This window comes from Constantimarinum furrinae (assembly GCF_014295415.1).
Taxonomy (GTDB): Bacteria; Bacteroidota; Bacteroidia; order Flavobacteriales; family Flavobacteriaceae; genus Constantimarinum; species Constantimarinum furrinae.
In genome coordinates this window covers 1,777,800-1,794,481 of sequence record NZ_CP052909.1, presented here as the reverse complement: position 1 = coordinate 1,794,481, position 16,682 = coordinate 1,777,800, and the positions used below count along the sequence as shown (strand labels likewise).

Genomic DNA, 16,682 nt, shown 5'->3' with positions numbered 1-16,682 from the left:
GGCTGAATATCAAGTCTTCAGATTTTATATATTTGTGAGAACCTCTTTACTCAAAATACCATGAAATTAAAGATTTGTGCTTCCTTTGTTTCCCTCCTAATCGTCGCGTGTTCAGATTCCACAGTTGCTCCTAAAAAATCGGGTACTTTAACCGATGGCGCAACAACCTTATTCACTAAAGTTAATTCGGCTTCTTCCAACCTCACTTTTATAAATCTGGTAGAAGAGAAATTCGATTTCAATTTTTTAAATTATCCATACATCTATACCGGCGGTGGTGTTGGCGTTGGCGACTTCAACAATGATGGCATGGAAGATATTTATCTGGTCTCAAATTTAGGACCCAACAAAATGTACTTAAATAATGGAAATTTCGAATTTGAAGATGTTACACTTGCCTCCGGAACTATAGACAACACAGGCTTTTCAACCGGCGTTACGATTCTGGATATTAACAATGACGGTTGGCTCGACATGTATATAGGTAAAGCAGGTTCTCTTAATGATGATAATGGAAGGAGAAATAAACTTTTCGTTAATAAAAAGGACGGAACATTCGTTGAGGAAGCTGCTAAGTGGGGTCTTGACGATCCCGGGTATACCACTCAGGCATATCAGTTAGATTTTGACAAGGATGGAGATATGGACCTATATGTTCTCAATTATCGTCCGGATTTTAAAAACAACACCAAGATAAGTGGAGTGATTCAGAGTCAGATAGAAGAAACCACAAGTGATCAGCTCTATAGAAACGATGGAAACAGATTCACCAAAGTGACCGGTGAAGCCGGGCTGTATAATAAAGCCTGGGGATTGGCCGTCGTAATAGGTGATTTTAATAATGACGGCTGGGACGATATACATGTTTCCAACGATTTTCTTGAACCCGACGTAATGTATATCAACCAGCAAGATGGCACATTTAAAAATGAGATCAATGAACGCATCCAGCATATCTCCTTTAACAGTATGGGAGCAGACTATGCCGATCTGGATAACAATATGTACGAAGACCTCATCACCGTAGATATGCTTGCCGAAAACTATGCCCGAAGCAAGGAAAATATGGCATCCATGAGTACAGAAAATTTTATGAGCATGGTAAAAGTTGGATACCATCATGCCTATATGGCCAATATGCTCCATATGAATTCCGGTAATGGAAAATTTAAAGAAACAGGACAGCTAAGTGGGATCGTAAAAACCGACTGGAGTTGGGCACCCCTTATTGCCGACTTCGACAATGATGGTATGAAAGATATTTTTATAACTAACGGGGTACTTAAAGATTACACCAATCAGGATTTCAGAACACAATTGCGTGAAAAAAATGAAAGAGGAGAAACAATGAAACTAGAAGATGTGCTCGATATGATGCCGGCTGAAAAACTCAGCAATTATATTTATAAGAACAAGGGCGATCTTACCTTTCAGAAAATGATAACCGAATGGGGACTGGAAGATCCCAATTTCTCGAATGGCGCTGCTTATGCCGATTTCGACAACGACGGGGACCTCGACCTTATCGTGAATAATATTAACGATGAAGTGGGACTCTATAAGAATAATGCGAACGAAAATTTTCTTCAGGTAAAACTAAAAGGGCCGGAGACGAATCTTCAGGGGATTGGCGCGTCAGTATATGTAAAGAATAATGAAAACAGACAGTTTCAGAAATTATACACGGCCAGAGGATTCGAGTCTACCGTACCGGCTGTACTGCAATTCGGTCTTGGAACCAGCGATGCTCCTTCCGAAGTTATTGTAAAATGGCCCGATGGTAAGATATCTAAAGTGGAAAACTCTGCAGCAAACCAACGTTTAGAAATTGACTACGCCACCGCCAAAAACGACGAACTTGCACTGCGCAATTTCGTTTCGGCTAAAAAAAGCGTAAATAGTGCTTCATTAGGTATTGATTTTACTCATATAGAGAACGATTTTAATGACTTCGACCTACAGTTATTAATTCCTCAAAAGCAATCCACCAAAGGTGCCGGACTCGCAAAAGCCGATGTAAATGGGGACGGACTGGAAGATTTCTTCGTAGGAAATGCCCTAGGGGCTCCAGCCGCATTGTACCTGCAGAACAGTGATGGCACTTTCGCAAAATCCAACGAAACATTATGGACCAAAGAAGCCAAATACGAAGATGCTAACGCACTCTTCTTTGATGCCGATGGCGATGGAGATCAGGACCTGTATGTGGTAAGTGCCGGTTACGATCTCAAAGAAAACGATACACGACTTCAGGACAGATTGTATATGAACGACGGCAAAGGAAATTTTACCTTAAATTCCAGTGCCCTGCCGAGAATGTTGGTTTCCGGCAAAGCTGTGGCGGCCGCCGATATTGATAAGGACGGTGATTTGGATCTTTTTGTTGGCGGAAATGTTGTGCCCGGAAAATATCCCTTGTCTCCGCGTTCCTATATTCTGAAGAATGAACGAGGTACGTTTAAGGATGTTACCTCTCAACATAATGGTTTATCTGAAATAGGCATGGTTTCTGAAGCCGTGTTCTCAGACTATGATGGAGACAACGATCCGGATTTGGTCCTGGTGGGCGAATGGATGGCTCCAACCTTCTTTAACAATACCAACGGTATTTTTGAACGGGCTGAAGCCATTGGAGGTCTTGAAAAAACTGAAGGCTGGTGGTTTAGCGTTACCGCATCAGATTTTGATGGTGACGGTGACGAGGATTATGTCTTCGGAAATCTGGGTCTAAACAACAAATTCCAGCCTAAAAAGGAAAAACCGATCTACATTTACGCCAAGGATTTTGACGATAACGGTAGCTTCGATGTTGCCTTAAGTAAGATCAACGACGGAAGATTGGTGCCCGTACGAGGTAAAGAATGCAGCAGTCAGCAAAACCCCTTCCTGCTCGAAAAGATCCAGAGCTATAAGGAATTTGCCTCGCTCGAAATGGATGATATATATGGTGAAGATGAACTCAAAGAGGCTTATCGTCTTACAGCTTATATGTTCGAAACGGTCTATGCAGAAAATAAAGGCGACGGTACCTTCGAGATAAAGAAACTGCCCAATGAAGCACAATTAGGGCCTACCCTTGCCTTTACTGTAGGGGATTACAACAACGATGGGCTTAACGATATTATGGGTGTGGGCGGAATCTACGATGCCGAAGTGGAGACTATTCGCTATGACAGCAATTACGGTTATGTGCTTTTGGGAGATGGAAAAGGAGGGTTTAGGTATTCCCAGGAGCTGGATCCATTTGTTGCTTCCGATGCCAAAGATCTACAGGAAATCACTATCGCCGGCAAGAAACATTTTATGGTGGTAAGTAATAATGCTCCTCTTGAGATCTTCAGTTTTAATCCTTAGAAGAAGGGTTTATACTGGGCTATCCTAAAATCTATGGTTGTGAGCTTTGGATCAAGAGCTTTCATTTCTTTATACCGTTGTAAACTCCCAACCGCTCTGTTTGCAGCCCCGGATGGTGCTGTTAACGATACCGTTGTAATGATCCTGTTTGAATCCGGGAGTCTCAATTCATGAATTCGAGGTACTTCCGAAGAAATAATTTTTAAGGACAATCCTTCTCTTTTCAGTAGTTGACGGAAAAAATATTCGGGACCGTTCTTACTATTTCCACCCGTAAATAACAAGGTGTCAATTCGTGAATTGACCCTTAAAACTTCTAAAATATCTCGTAACACCACCTGCTGCATTCCAAGATCTGAGGCGTCTACCTTTTCCCGACCCGCAGACTCCACTATATCACAGATTCCTATGCCGCGATCCTTTAAAAAATTCTTCCGTTGTGCTATGGCTTCCCTCGTTGTTTCAAACTTCAGATCTAAGTCGAATATAGTATTGAGTATCGGCCAAAGTTGTCCGTCGCGACTTCCGTAGCAAAAATCGACATCTCCTTCTTTTAGATCACCGGTGGTAAAACGGGGTGGTGGTAAGGTTCCAACGATAAGTTTTGTAGCAAATTCAGGAATAAACGGCGGGTATGGGTGTGTATGCAAAAACACTATCGAATAAAGACGGGCTTGTTTTCTTTTTTGGTTTCGGCAGCACTATAGGAATACCCATCGTAATTAAATGCTTTCACACCTTCCAAAGTATTTATATCATTATCAACCACATACCGAGCCATACTACCTCTCGCCTTTTTCGCAAAAAATGAAATCAGCATGAGTTTACCATCCTTAAAATCCTTGAACACCGGCGAGATCACTTCAGCATTCAATTTTTTGGCATCGATGGCCTTAAAGTATTCGTTGCTGGCCAAATTCAGGAAAAGCTCGCCATCCTCTAATTCGTCATTCAAAGTGGATGTGAGCTTCTTTTTCCAGAAATCATACAGGTTTTTTTTTCTGCTTACAGGCAATTGGGTTCCCATCTCCAGTCGGTAAGGCTGAATAAGGTCTAAAGGCCTTAAAATTCCATACATCCCAGACAGTATGCGGACGGTATTCTGTAAGCTGTCAAGTTTTTCTGAAGGAATCGTGTAGGCATCCAAACCTTGGTAGACATCACCCGCAAAGGCATAAATTGCTGGACGCGCATTACTCTGGGTAAATGGAGTGGAAAATTCTTTATACCGGTTGTAATTCAACTCGGCCAAAGCATCACTGATACTCATCAATTTCCCAATAGACTTTTTCGACTTGTTGGAAAGTTTGGTATTGATCATTTCAGCCTCCTTTAGAAATTTGGGCTGCGTAGCTCGTGAAGTAGGTAATTTAGTTTCAAAATCGAGTGATTTTGCCGGAGATATAACAACTTTCATATGTAACTTTTCTCCAAAAATAGCAAGAATTTTCGAGCTTCTACTCGATCACATGCTTCGAATAATTACGCCATTTTTCAAGACAGGTTTCGATATCATCTGGAATGGGTGACTCAAACCGTAGCATTTTGCCGGTTACCGGATGTTCAAATCCCAAGGTACGGGCATGAAGTGCCTGTCTCGGTAATATTTTAAAGCAATTGTCTACAAATTGCTTGTATTTACTAAAGCTGGTTCCTTTTAAGATTTTATCCCCACCGTAGCGCTCGTCATTAAAGAGTGTATGTCCTATATGTTTTAAATGCACCCTTATTTGATGTGTGCGTCCTGTTTCCAGCCTACAGGAAACCAAAGTGACATAGCCAAGTCGTTCCAACACTTTATAGTGGGTTACCGCCGGCTTTCCCTTGTCATCGGCATCATCGTCTAAAAACACGGTATTCTGAAGTCTGTTCTTAGGATGTCTACCTATATGTCCTTCTATAGTCCCTTCATCTTCTTCCATATTACCCCATACCAATGCTACGTATTCCCGCTCGGTACTTTTATTAAAAAACTGTCGTGACAAATGTGTCATGGCTTCCTCTGTCTTAGCAATTACCAAGAGTCCGCTGGTATCTTTATCTATTCGATGTACCAATCCCGGTCGGTTACTGCTGTTATTGGGCAGGTTTTCAAAATGAAAAGTCAGTGCATTTATTAACGTCCCGCTATAGTTTCCGTGGCCCGGATGAACCACCATGCCGGCAGGTTTATTCACCACCAACACCTCATCATCCTCGTAAATAATATCAATTGGAATATCTTCGGGTACCAGCAGGAATTCGTAAGGAGGATGCTCGAAAAGTACGGTGACCACATCATTTCCCTTGACTTTATAGCTGGATTTTACAGCCACATCATTAACGAAGATATTTCCGTCCTTGGCTGCCTTCTGAATTTTATTACGCGTGGCATTTTCTACCCGGTTCATCAGGTATTTATCGACTCTAAGGGGTTGCTGACCGGGATCTGCCACAAACCGAAAATGTTCGTAGAGATCGTCGTTTCCGGTATCTTCAGACTGGGGATTAGTTTCCACCTTCGTCGGTTGTTTCGGTTGAATTTTCTTCGGAAGCATCCTCTTCAGGATTATTTTCTTCATTTCTACGGAGACTTCCGGAGCCATCCCCAACAATTAGATCGATCACCGAAGTCTTCTGAAGCTCATCTCCCGGTTCGATCTTCGAGCCGTTATGACGTAATTCCAACACCTCATCGGGAGCAATATACGGGCGATAACTAATCTTACCTATCTCGAAGCCCATGGCCTTGAGCGTAGGCTCTGCCTGACGCAAGGTCTTACCCACGACACCCGGAATGATAACTTTTCTGTATCCTGAAGGATTGAGGTATAAATAGATCTTGCGGTTTTCTTTCACAAAACTACCAGCCTTAGGAATCTGTTCGATCACCGAATATTTCGGAAACTCGGGATTATAATTCGCCGAATCCAATATTTCGAAGTTTAGATCGTATTCATCCAGAGTTTCTTCTACATCATCCAATGCCATTTTAGCCAGATCGGGCACTTCAATTTTCTGATTGTGATTGGTCGTGCTACGCAACCACCAAAGAATTATGAATGAGAGTACTATAAGTGCCAAAACAGCTAATAATAACTGCTTTAAGAACGCCTTTGTAAACATGAATTTAAAAAATGTCATACGTTGAGGGTTGGTAGGCAAAAATATAAAACCTAAAGTTAGTATCTTTAAATTGAATAGTGATATTTTTGTTAAACGTTGTAATCGTTACTTTGTTATGAAGAAAAAAAATGTTGCCGTTGTGATGGGCGGCTATTCCTCTGAATATGAAATATCACTTAACAGCGGCGCTGTGGTTTTTGAAGAGTTAGATCGCGCTAAATACAATGTCTTTGCCGTTCATATTCTCAAAGAAGGTTGGTATTATGTAGCCCCTAAGGGTGATAAACATGCTGTATCTAAAGATGATTTCAGTTTTAAGGATGGAAGTACCACCGTTAAACCCGATGTGATCTTTAATACCGTACACGGAACGCCCGGCGAAGACGGATTCCTTCAGGCGTACTGGAATTTACTGGAAATCCCACAAACCAGCACCGGCTTCTATCAGGCGGCACTAAGTTTCAACAAACGAGATTGTCTTTCAGTATTAAAACAATTCAATATACACTGCGCCAACTCCTATTACATTAACCAAGGCAACGAAATCCCTTCCGAAGAGATCGTAAAAAAAGTAGGCCTGCCCTGTTTTGTAAAACCAAACAGAGCCGGATCGAGTTTTGGAGTGAGCAAGGTAAAAGAGCTTGATATGTTGATCCCTTCCATTGAGAAGGCTTTCGCAGAGGATCATGAAGTGATCATCGAAACCGCATTGGTGGGCGTAGAAGTTTCGGTGGGAGTGTATAAAACCAATAATACGATCAACGCCCTTCCCGTTACCGAGATCGTTACCGAAAATGATTTTTTCGACTATGAAGCCAAATACCTTGGACAATCTGAAGAGATCACCCCGGCCCGAATTTCAGAAGAAGAAACCAAGTTGGTACAAGAAGAGGCCAAGAGAATATATAAGCTGCTAAACATGAGCGGCGTTACCCGTGCAGAATTTATTATTCAGAAAGGGAAACCCTTCTTTTTAGAGATCAATACTACTCCCGGACTTTCGAAGGAAAGTATTGTTCCCAAGCAAATACGTGAAGCCGGAATGACGCTCACCGAATTTTTTGGGATGCTGGTTGAAGAGGCGGAGGTAAATTAGGAGTTAGGAGTTAGGAGTTAGGAGAATTAGTTTACTTACTTCTCATTTTTCACTACTTACATCACACTAGTCAGAATTCAAAATTACTTAGTACCTTAGCATAAATCGTAAAATAAACATGAAACGCGCAGTTTTTCCCGGAAGTTTTGACCCCATTACCCTGGGCCATGTAGATATCATTATGCGCGGTCTGGCACTCTTTGACGAAATAGTTGTCGCCATAGGCGTGAATGCCGATAAAAAATACATGCTTTCTCTAGAAGAACGGAAGCAGGCGATTGAAGCGACCTTTGCCGATGAACCTCAGGTCGTGGTAAAAACTTATACCGGACTCACAGCACATTTTTGTAAAGCTGAAAAGGCTCCATTTATCCTTCGCGGACTTCGCAACGCCACCGATCTCAACTACGAACAGTCTATCGCACAAACCAACGCCTCGATGGCCGGGATAGAAAGTATTTTTCTGGTGTGTTCACCCGAAGTTTCAAATATTTCGTCTACCATAGTACGGGACGTTATGCGCAACAACGGTGACTATTCGATGTTGGTCCCAAAAGCCTTACGCCAAAAGAAATAATTTTTGTAGATTTATATCAGGTTTTAGTTTTTCCACAGCACTTTCTCCCCTCTTTTAAAATAGACCATTTCATGGTCTCAATTTCCTATGAAAGTCACGCTACGTCCCTTAAAGCATAAAGGTCAAAATTGTATTGCGCTCGAATTTCCTTTTAGTCATGATGCAAAAGAGCTTGTAAAGAAATATCCCGGCTCGAATTGGAGTATGACACATCGCCTTTTTTATGTAAAAAATAACCACAGGCTAGTACTTAGTCATCTTTCGGAATATCTTCGGAAAAGCGGGTTCATTGTGAATGCTTCTTCATTTACAAAGAAGGACGGAAAACAAAAAGAATCAGATTTCAGTCCCGAAAAAAAAGAACTGCTCAATAATTACATACGGTATTTACGAGGGCTACGGCTTAGTGAAAACACCATAAAAGTATATTCGTCATTTGTGCTGGATTTTCTGTATTTCATACAAAACAAAGCTTTTAAAGAACTCACCAATAACGACGTTCGACTGTTCGTGGAAGAAACGGTACCGGTAAAAAAATATTCCATTAGCACCCACCGACAAATGATAAGTGGGTTGAAACATTTTGCATTCTTCTATCCCGAATGTGCGATTAATGCCGATGAGTTACAGCGGCCCTCAAAATCGAGCTATCTGCCCACTGTTTTGAGCAAGGAGGAAGTAGTTGATCTACTCCGGGTAACCAAAAACCTGAAACACCGTACTATACTGGCGCTCTTGTATTCTTCCGGAATCCGTATTAGTGAGCTGATACGATTGGAATTAAAACATATTGATATCGATAGACGGCAGCTCATTATAAAAAATGCCAAGGGCCGAAAGGATCGCGTGGTGATCATGGCGGAGAGTTTTATTCCACTTTTTCAGAATTATTACATGACTTATAGTCCGAAGCGATATTTTGTTGAAGGTCCAAAGGGTAAGATCTACAATTCGAGCAGTGTTCGCAGTTTTTTAAAGCGTTCTTGCCGTGATGCCGGAATTTCGAAACGTGTCACTCCTCATACTTTGCGGCATAGTTATGCGACGCATTTAATAGAGAACGGCGTTGGATTGCGGCACGTACAGGATCTTTTAGGTCATGCAAAACCTGAAACGACCATGATCTATACCCATGTTGCCCGTCGGGACCTGTTGCGGGTTAGAAGTCCGTTGGATACTGCCCTACATCAATTATCTTCCTCCGATAAGAATCAACCATTTCCCTCATTATCCCAAAACCTTAGCGGATAATTGTGTATTTTAGTCCGAATATAACAAGTTAACTCCAACAGCTCAGGTTTTAGACCAGATACAGACATAACTTCATACCTCAACTGAAAAATTCAGATCTTAAATGGTAATTTTAGTTTCTTGAGTATTTCATTGCGTAGCTTGATTGAATAATCCACGATTTCAAAGGGTAATGTTACAAAGCTACAGTAGATAGGTTTTTCTAGATATTTTATTCTGTGTGTTTTGAAATTAGCTACAAGAGTTAACAATGGCTATCTCTCATTAGGGCTCTATCGTTAATTGAAAAATTTAAGTACATTTAATCAAAATTGGTTCTGACAATTCTCAGAGGCTGGTTTTGTTCGTTTTGCCGACGCTTAGAAAAAGTAGCTCTTTGCGCTTATTTTATCATCTACGGCATAACTTACTCACAAAACCGCTACCCTAACGAGGAAGATAGCCAGGGCCGTTGGGCATAATGCTTTTAACTATTGAAAAATAATGAACAACACAATTAGCTCGAGAAGACTTTCGCTCATAGCTGGTGTAAGTTATTTGATAATTTTCTTTACCGCAATATTTGCTAATTTCTTCGTACTTGAAAAAATTATTGAAAATCCCTTGGCTGTAATTCATGAAAACAACTTTCTTGTTCGACTTGGAATCATAGCGTTTTTGGTAACAGTTATGCTTGATATTGTAATAGCTTGGGCTTTCCAAAAGTTATACAAGGAGCATGTCCTATCTATTCTAAGCACGCTTTTTAGACTTAGCCATGCTATTATTATGGGTATTGCTATCTTCAAATTAACTGAAATCCTCCATTTCACTTCTGACAGCGAAATTTTGGATAATCTGAGGTCATTTAATTCTATTTGGCTCATTGGATTGTTTCTATTTGGATTTCACTTAATATTATTAGGTAAAATTATCCATTCACCTAAGATTCTTAGAATACTTATTACTATAGCAGGATCTATGTATATTATAGACTCAATTGCATATTTCTTACTGTCGAATTACCAGCAATATGCTTCAATATTTTTAATTTTTGTTGCAGTTACTAGCATAGTTGGTGAGATGACTTTAACAATTTGGCTTTTATCCAAGGGCGGTAAGAAAAAGATATAAATAGATTGCGCACATATGCCCAACAACGGCTATCGTTCAGCGGTGCCGCTGAGCTAATTTAAAATTCATACATTTAAATCAACGAAATAGGTTCTGATAAATCTCAGAGGCGGCTCATCCGATGCGGCTGAATCGCACGCTTCGCAGGCGAAGCTTCCACCCACGCCACCGGCGTGGTTTGGCACAGCCCGCGCACGCCGCCAGCCCCGCCGAAAAGATAGCCAGGACCGTTAGCTACAATATTAAAAGGTGATAAAAATTGAATCAAGATTAGAGGAATTTGCAAAATTATATGAATGCGAATTCACAAAAGAAAAATATGTAGTTGATGGAGCATATTTAGGATCAAAAACACCTATCACAATAATGAAGTTTCGTTTAGAACACAATGAAACAATCATTTATGCCAATTATGAGTTTGGACATCAACATCTAGCGAAATTCAATTTTGATTTAAATCCTACAAGAGAAATACCTGAGTTTATCATTTCTACAAAATACCATTTCTCAAGACTATTTGGATTGAACAAAGAAATATGGAAAATTAAGTCACAAGATCAATTTACAATTGCTTCTTTGAAGGATTATTTAAATAAATCTGGAATGACTGATTTGTCAAAAAAAGTGGCTTTTATTCCTACAATTACTGGAAAATATCAAAATGGAATTTTCAATTGTGAAACTGTCTTTCATTTAGGTTTCGATGATAAGGAGGAATCATTCAAACCTAATATGGATTTTCAAAAAATTTTAGTTGATAAGCTAAAAGAAAAATACTGTAGCTAACAACGGCTATCTGCTAAGCGCTACTGTTGAGTAAATTGATTGGCTTTCCTTCAAAAGTATTATCTTAACTTCCGAAAAAACAAACAAACGGCGCATCCGATGCTGCTGAATCACACGCTTCGCAGCGCGAAGCTTCCCACAAACGCTAGCGCGTTTTGTTGGCACGCCGACTCAGCGCCGCAGACCGCACCAAGCGATAGCCAGGACCGTTGTACACAATTAAGCTATACCATATTAATGACTTATAATTATTCTATTTGCCATCCTGATAAAGAAACTATTGAATATAAAACTCTTCCAATTTCTGATAGAGAAGTACTTGAAATCGCTGAAAATTATCCTTGGATTGAAAAGATGGAATTGTATGATTCACTCAATGCAAGCGAGACATTTTATAATCCTTCATTAGATTTTAAATGTATAAATAATGGTAGAAGATTTTGCCTAACAGCACAATACGACGATAATAAAAATTTGACTTTTTCACTGTGGTATAGCAGACCTAAAAAAGTAAAAATATTTTTTGGTTTATTAGGAGAAAAAGAAAAAATGAGAGTTGATGATGTTTGGTCAATTGACAAGAATGATTCTCTTAAATTTTTAGAATACTTTGTTAACGGGAATTATCCTGCGATAGAATCTCTCTACAATGCTTAACAGTGTACAACAACGGCTATCGTTCAGCGGTACCGCTGAACAAATTTAAAATTCATACATTTAAATCACCTAAATAGGTTCTGATAAATCTCAGAAGCGGCTCATCCGATGCTGCTGAATCGCACGCTTCGCGGGCGAAGCTTCCACCCACGCCACCGGCGTGGTTTGGCACAGCCCGCGCACGCCGCCAGCCCCGCCGAAAAGATAGCCAGGACCGTTAACTCCAATAGCTCAGGTTTTAGACCAGATACAAACATAACTTCTTACCTCAACCGAAAAATTGAGATCTTAAATAGGAATTTTAGGTCTTTGAATATCTCATTGCGTAGCTTGATTGAATAATCCACGATTTCAAAGGGTAATGTTACAAAGCTACAGTAGATAGATTTTCTAGATATTTTATTCTGTGTGTTTTGAAATTAGCTACAAGAGTTAACAATGGCTATCTCTCATTAGGGCTCTATCGTTAATTGAAAAATTTAAGTACATTTAATCAAAATTGGTTCTGACAAATCTCAGAGGCTGGTTTTGTTCGTTTTGCCGACGCTTAGAAAAAGTAGCTCTTTGCGCTTATTTTATCATATACGGCATAACTTACTCACAAAACCGCTACCCTAACGAGGAAGATAGCCAGGGCCGTTATCTCTCATTTTGAAAAAGAAATTATACATACTAGTGATTACTATTTTTATTTCAAGTTTGTCTTTCGGAGAAATGGAAAAGGTGTCATTTTGGAATTCGCACATTGAAACTGATCGAATTGAAATCGAGCTACCAAAATATGATAGTTTGAATTTTGAAAAAGCTTATCGTATTTGGACAGATTATCAGGTTGTGGAATTGATTAAATTTAATGACACGACTTACTCTGGACTTCTTGTCAATTTTATATCGAAAACGAACCGAAAAGGAATTCACAAAAAAACAATTTTTCAAAAAATTACCATTCCTATTAAAACAGTTAAGAAACTAATAACCGAATTGAATTCTGAGAATATCGAAATATTACCAGATTCCGACGAAGTTGATGGCTACGTTAATGGACTAGATGGTAAAACCTACATATTTGAAATTAGCGCAAATAAAGAAAGAAGAGTTTATTCATATTGGGAACCCGAAAGCGAACAATACCAAGATCCCCTCATTAAAGAAGTGATAAATGTGAGGAACATTTTGAATAAAATCAACTCCGAATTCAAGTTATGGGAATATTTTGTAAAATTTCGTGACCGATTACCAAGTGGCCACTATTCTTACGGAATGATACTATTGACGAAGAATTAGCTGAAAAACGAGAGATAACAACGTATAATGCGCATGTCTACAGTGAGTAAAGTTGATTAGTTTTCCTACCCAAAGATTCTTTATATTTAATCCGACAAAACTCGTACACGGCTATCACTTACTGCTGAATCGCACGCATCGCAGGCGATGCTTCCGGCATTACGCCTAAGGCGTAATCCGACACGCCGATTCAGCCGCCAGACCGCCACACGAGCATTATACGAAACCGTTGTGCGTCATGCAAAAAAGGACAGATTGAACCTTGACAAGAAGTGAAACTGAAATAAGAAACATATGGAGTAACTGGACAGACAATCAAACTGAACCGTGCTTTTATCATTCGACCGAGAATGACAAGATTTCTATTTCCCCCGCTTCGCATTTTTTAAAATTTCTCTGCCAACCCGCATTTGGCACATTTGCAAAGCCGCTTAAGCCAACCCACAACCCAAGCTTTGTAAAAGAGCCAAATTTCCCTCCCCGAACTACCCATGATAATTATCGTTTTATATCTTACTTTTTGAGATATTATTGTAATTTAGACCCGAATAATTTGACAGCAATGAATCGAATCAAAGAAGTGCTTGAAGAAAAAGGAATTAAGCAGACTTGGCTAGCTGAAAAACTGGGAAAGAGTTACAACATGGTGAACTCATATGTGCAGAATAGACAGCAACCGAGATTGGAAGTGCTTTTCGAGATTGCAGAAATATTAGAAGTTAAACCACAAGATTTAATAAAAGACAAATAATGACAAGCATAAACCAAAGAGCTGAATTACAAGCTAAAATCTGGAAAATAGCGAATGACGTTCGTGGCTCAGTAGATGGATGGGATTTCAAACAGTTTGTGCTAGGAACGCTGTTCTACCGTTTTATCAGTGAAAATTTCACCAACTATATTGAAGGCGGTGATGAAAGCGTGAATTACCCAAACCTTTCAGATGATGTAATTACACCCGAAATAAAAGATGATGCTGTAAAGACAAAAGGCTACTTTATTTATCCGAGTCAACTGTTTGTAAATGTGGCGAAAACAGCGAATACAAATTCCAATCTTAACACAGACCTAAAAGCAATTTTTGACTCAATTGAAAGTTCGGCAAACGGGTATCCCTCTGAACAAGACATTAAAGGATTGTTTGCTGATTTTGATACAACTAGCTCACGACTTGGTAATACCGTTGAAAACAAAAACAGCCGATTAGCATCTGTTATTAAAGGTGTTGAAGAGTTGAATTTTGGAAAATTTGAAGAGAGCGAAATAGAACTCTTTGGTGATGCCTATGAATTCCTAATTGGCAATTATGCCGCCAATGCAGGAAAATCGGGTGGTGAATTCTTCACTCCTGTTCACGTTTCCAAACTCATTGCTCAATTAGCAATGCACGGACAAACAACCGTAAACAAAATTTACGACCCAGCAGCAGGTTCAGGATCTTTACTTCTTCAAGCCAAAAAACATTTTGATGATCACATCATTGAAGAAGGTTTCTTTGGGCAAGAAGTAAACCATACGACCTACAATCTTGCTCGTATGAATATGTTTTTGCACAACATTAATTACGACAAGTTTCACATTGTATTGGGTGACACTTTAAGGAACCCTCAACTAGCTGACGAAAAACCATTTGATGCAATTGTATCAAATCCACCATATTCGGTAAAATGGATTGGTGATGCCGACCCCACCATGATTAATGATGACCGTTTTGCACCTGCTGGCGTGCTTGCTCCAAAATCAAAAGCTGATTTTGCCTTTGTTTTACATGCTTTGAGTTATTTATCTAGCAAAGGACGGGCTGCCATTGTTTGTTTCCCTGGTATCTTCTATAGAGGTGGTGCAGAACAAAAGATTCGAAAATACTTGGTAGATAATAACTATGTGGAGAGTGTTATCTCCTTAGCTCCTAACCTTTTTTATGGAACATCAATAGCGGTGAACCTTCTCGTACTATCCAAACATAAAACGGAGAACAAAACCCAGTTTATTGATGCGAGTGGTGAGGATTTCTTCAAGAAAGTAACCAACAACAATGTGATGACAGATGAGCACATTGAGAAGGTGATGGAAATGTTTGATAGTAAAGAGGAAGTAGCACATGTAGCTACCTCTATTGACAATACTAAGATTGCCGAAAATGATTACAACTTATCTGTTAGCTCCTATGTGGAATCTATAGACACTCGTGAAAAAATTGACATTGAAGTCTTGAACAATGAAGTTGCCAAAACGGTGGAGAAGATAAATAAGCTTCGTGCAGACATTGATGAAATTGTAAATGGAATTGAAGCATGAGTATCATAAATAAATTGCTTAAAGATGCTGAGATAAAGTGGTTAGACCTTAATGAGTTAGCTACAATTACGATTGGTGAATTTGTACGCAAAGACAGCCAAAATGATGCAGCCGAATATCCCGTATTCAATGGTGGAACATCTCCTACAGGATACTATGATAAGTTTAACAACTCAGGAAATAAAATAATTGTAAGCGCTAGGGGTGCAAATGCAGGGTTTGTTACACGTATTTCAACACCTTATTGGGCTGGTAATAGTTGTTACTCTATAGGTGTTAAAGACCCATCCAGCCTTGATTGGATATTTCTTTATCACTATTTAAAAGGCAATGAAACTAAGTTAATTGGCAGTCAACAAAAAGGTGGCATACCAGCAATTTCAAAAAAGCAAATGCAACTTTTTAAAGTCCCATTGCTACCAATAAACATCCAAAAGGAAATTGGTCGTATTCTAGATACTTTTACAGAGCTTACAGCAGAGCTTACAGCAGAGCTTACAGCACGTAAACAACAGTATAGCTTTTATCGAGACAGACTATTAGCATTTGAAAAAGATGAAGTGAATTGGAAAACGTTGGGAGAAGTTGTTTTACCTACTTCAAACATAAAATGGCGTGAAACAAATAAGCCTTATAGATATGTTGATTTGTCTTCTGTTTGCCGCGACACAAATGCTATTTTAGAAACAGTTGAAATAACAAAGGATGATGCCCCGAGTCGAGCACAAAAAATAATCCTAAAGGATGATATTATTTTTGCTACAACACGCCCAACCCAGCAACGTCTTTGTTTAATTCCAGAAGAATATTCTAATGAAGTTGCAAGTACGGGTTATTGTGTTTTGAGAGCCGATTCAAATATAGTCTTACCAAAGTGGATTTTTTATTGGCTAACTACCGCAGAGTTCAAGAAATATGTTGAAGACAATGAAAGTGGGTCTGCTTATCCATCTATTTCTGATGCTAAAGTCAAAGACTTTGAAATCCCTGTTCCGTCATTAGAACAACAGTCCAAATTAGTTTCAATCCTTAACAAATTTGACACCCTCACAACTTCCATCAGTGAAGGACTCCCTAAAGAAATTGAGTTGAGACAAAAGCAATATGAGTATTACCGAGAAACACTATTAACCTTTCCTAAAGAAAATGTAGAAGTTTAAT

15 protein-coding genes are annotated in these 16,682 nt (G+C 39.4%); 11 read left to right on the top strand and 4 right to left on the bottom strand.

All coding sequences use genetic code 11. From position 1 onward, the window contains the following. Positions 1 to 60: 60 nt before the first annotated feature. Positions 61 to 3,354 (top strand): VCBS repeat-containing protein, encoded by a 3,294-nt coding sequence (locus tag ALE3EI_RS08205; RefSeq protein ID WP_186987799.1) that lies wholly within the window; start codon positions 61 to 63, stop codon positions 3,352 to 3,354. On the opposite strand, the gene ALE3EI_RS08200 is transcribed toward ALE3EI_RS08205, so the two are convergent. Genes ALE3EI_RS08200 through ALE3EI_RS08185 form a run of 4 tightly spaced genes read right to left on the bottom strand, consistent with a single transcriptional unit; the run spans position 3,351 to position 6,477 of the window. Next, the gene (locus ALE3EI_RS08200; RefSeq protein WP_186987798.1) at positions 3,351 to 4,010 is read right to left on the bottom strand and encodes a uracil-DNA glycosylase family protein; all 660 of its coding nucleotides are present in this window, start codon (positions 4,008 to 4,010) and stop codon (positions 3,351 to 3,353) included. The two genes, ALE3EI_RS08205 and ALE3EI_RS08200, sit on opposite strands and share 4 nt — an antisense overlap. Further along, a complete protein-coding gene (gene yaaA, locus ALE3EI_RS08195; RefSeq protein WP_186987797.1) occupies positions 4,010 to 4,771 on the bottom strand; it encodes a peroxide stress protein YaaA in 762 nt (253 codons plus the stop codon). Before yaaA ends, ALE3EI_RS08200 begins: the two co-directional genes overlap by 1 nt. A 40-nt stretch (positions 4,772 to 4,811) precedes the next feature. Beyond that, complete coding sequence (locus ALE3EI_RS08190; RefSeq protein WP_186992329.1) at positions 4,812 to 5,891, bottom strand: RluA family pseudouridine synthase; 1,080 nt, start codon at positions 5,889 to 5,891, stop codon at positions 4,812 to 4,814. Next, positions 5,842 to 6,477, bottom strand: coding sequence for a PASTA domain-containing protein (locus ALE3EI_RS08185; RefSeq protein ID WP_186987796.1), 636 nt, complete (start codon positions 6,475 to 6,477; stop codon positions 5,842 to 5,844). The genes ALE3EI_RS08190 and ALE3EI_RS08185 overlap by 50 nt, the downstream gene beginning before the upstream one ends. Positions 6,478 to 6,574: 97 nt before the next feature. Here ALE3EI_RS08185 and ALE3EI_RS08180 point away from each other — a divergent pair, with 97 nt between their 5' ends. The 10 genes from ALE3EI_RS08180 (at position 6,575) to ALE3EI_RS08135 (ending at position 16,681) form a co-directional block, all read left to right on the top strand. Next, positions 6,575 to 7,555 carry a D-alanine--D-alanine ligase gene (locus tag ALE3EI_RS08180; protein WP_186987795.1) on the top strand — a complete coding sequence of 327 codons (981 nt, stop codon included), beginning with the start codon at positions 6,575 to 6,577 and terminating at the stop codon, positions 7,553 to 7,555. A 118-nt stretch (positions 7,556 to 7,673) separates the two neighbouring features. After that, on the top strand, positions 7,674 to 8,132 hold the full coding sequence (gene coaD / locus ALE3EI_RS08175) for a pantetheine-phosphate adenylyltransferase (RefSeq protein ID WP_186987794.1): 459 nt from the start codon (positions 7,674 to 7,676) through the stop codon (positions 8,130 to 8,132). 87 nt (positions 8,133 to 8,219) lie between these two features. After that, positions 8,220 to 9,383, top strand: a complete 1,164-nt coding sequence (locus tag ALE3EI_RS08170; protein WP_186987793.1) for a tyrosine-type recombinase/integrase — start codon at positions 8,220 to 8,222, stop codon at positions 9,381 to 9,383. A gap of 483 nt (positions 9,384 to 9,866) precedes the next feature. Then, complete coding sequence (locus ALE3EI_RS08165; protein WP_186987792.1) at positions 9,867 to 10,496, top strand: DUF4386 domain-containing protein; 630 nt, start codon at positions 9,867 to 9,869, stop codon at positions 10,494 to 10,496. A gap of 249 nt (positions 10,497 to 10,745) precedes the next feature. Further along, positions 10,746 to 11,282, top strand: a complete 537-nt coding sequence (locus ALE3EI_RS08160) for a hypothetical protein (RefSeq protein WP_186987791.1) — start codon at positions 10,746 to 10,748, stop codon at positions 11,280 to 11,282. Between the two features lie 237 nt (positions 11,283 to 11,519). Beyond that, positions 11,520 to 11,939: a hypothetical protein gene (locus tag ALE3EI_RS08155; RefSeq protein WP_186987790.1), complete on the top strand. Its 420-nt coding sequence runs from the start codon at positions 11,520 to 11,522 to the stop codon at positions 11,937 to 11,939. Positions 11,940 to 12,590: 651 nt separating this feature from the next. Continuing rightward, the gene (locus tag ALE3EI_RS08150) at positions 12,591 to 13,223 is read left to right on the top strand and encodes a hypothetical protein (protein ID WP_186987789.1); all 633 of its coding nucleotides are present in this window, start codon (positions 12,591 to 12,593) and stop codon (positions 13,221 to 13,223) included. A 562-nt stretch (positions 13,224 to 13,785) separates the two neighbouring features. Beyond that, positions 13,786 to 13,974, top strand: coding sequence for a helix-turn-helix transcriptional regulator (locus tag ALE3EI_RS08145; RefSeq protein ID WP_186992328.1), 189 nt, complete (start codon positions 13,786 to 13,788; stop codon positions 13,972 to 13,974). After that, a complete protein-coding gene (locus tag ALE3EI_RS08140) occupies positions 13,974 to 15,521 on the top strand; it encodes a type I restriction-modification system subunit M (protein ID WP_186987788.1) in 1,548 nt (515 codons plus the stop codon). Before ALE3EI_RS08145 ends, ALE3EI_RS08140 begins: the two co-directional genes overlap by 1 nt. Beyond that, positions 15,518 to 16,681 (top strand): restriction endonuclease subunit S, encoded by a 1,164-nt coding sequence (locus ALE3EI_RS08135; protein WP_186987787.1) that lies wholly within the window; start codon positions 15,518 to 15,520, stop codon positions 16,679 to 16,681. Before ALE3EI_RS08140 ends, ALE3EI_RS08135 begins: the two co-directional genes overlap by 4 nt. Position 16,682 lies beyond the last annotated feature (1 nt).

Bases quoted from the DNA above. Each gene is read 5' to 3' on its own strand.
- ALE3EI_RS08205 (WP_186987799.1), top strand. From the start codon at position 61: ATGAAATTAAAGATTTGTGCTTCCTTTGTTTCCCTCCTAATCGTCGCG.
- yaaA (WP_186987797.1), bottom strand. From the start codon at position 4,771: ATGAAAGTTGTTATATCTCCGGCAAAATCACTCGATTTTGAAACTAAA.
- ALE3EI_RS08190 (WP_186992329.1), bottom strand. From the start codon at position 5,891: ATGCTTCCGAAGAAAATTCAACCGAAACAACCGACGAAGGTGGAAACT.
- ALE3EI_RS08185 (WP_186987796.1), bottom strand. From the start codon at position 6,477: ATGACATTTTTTAAATTCATGTTTACAAAGGCGTTCTTAAAGCAGTTA.
- ALE3EI_RS08180 (WP_186987795.1), top strand. From the start codon at position 6,575: ATGAAGAAAAAAAATGTTGCCGTTGTGATGGGCGGCTATTCCTCTGAA.
- coaD (WP_186987794.1), top strand. From the start codon at position 7,674: ATGAAACGCGCAGTTTTTCCCGGAAGTTTTGACCCCATTACCCTGGGC.
- ALE3EI_RS08170 (WP_186987793.1), top strand. From the start codon at position 8,220: ATGAAAGTCACGCTACGTCCCTTAAAGCATAAAGGTCAAAATTGTATT.
- ALE3EI_RS08165 (WP_186987792.1), top strand. From the start codon at position 9,867: ATGAACAACACAATTAGCTCGAGAAGACTTTCGCTCATAGCTGGTGTA.
- ALE3EI_RS08155 (WP_186987790.1), top strand. From the start codon at position 11,520: ATGACTTATAATTATTCTATTTGCCATCCTGATAAAGAAACTATTGAA.
- ALE3EI_RS08145 (WP_186992328.1), top strand. From the start codon at position 13,786: ATGAATCGAATCAAAGAAGTGCTTGAAGAAAAAGGAATTAAGCAGACT.
- ALE3EI_RS08140 (WP_186987788.1), top strand. From the start codon at position 13,974: ATGACAAGCATAAACCAAAGAGCTGAATTACAAGCTAAAATCTGGAAA.
- ALE3EI_RS08135 (WP_186987787.1), top strand. From the start codon at position 15,518: ATGAGTATCATAAATAAATTGCTTAAAGATGCTGAGATAAAGTGGTTA.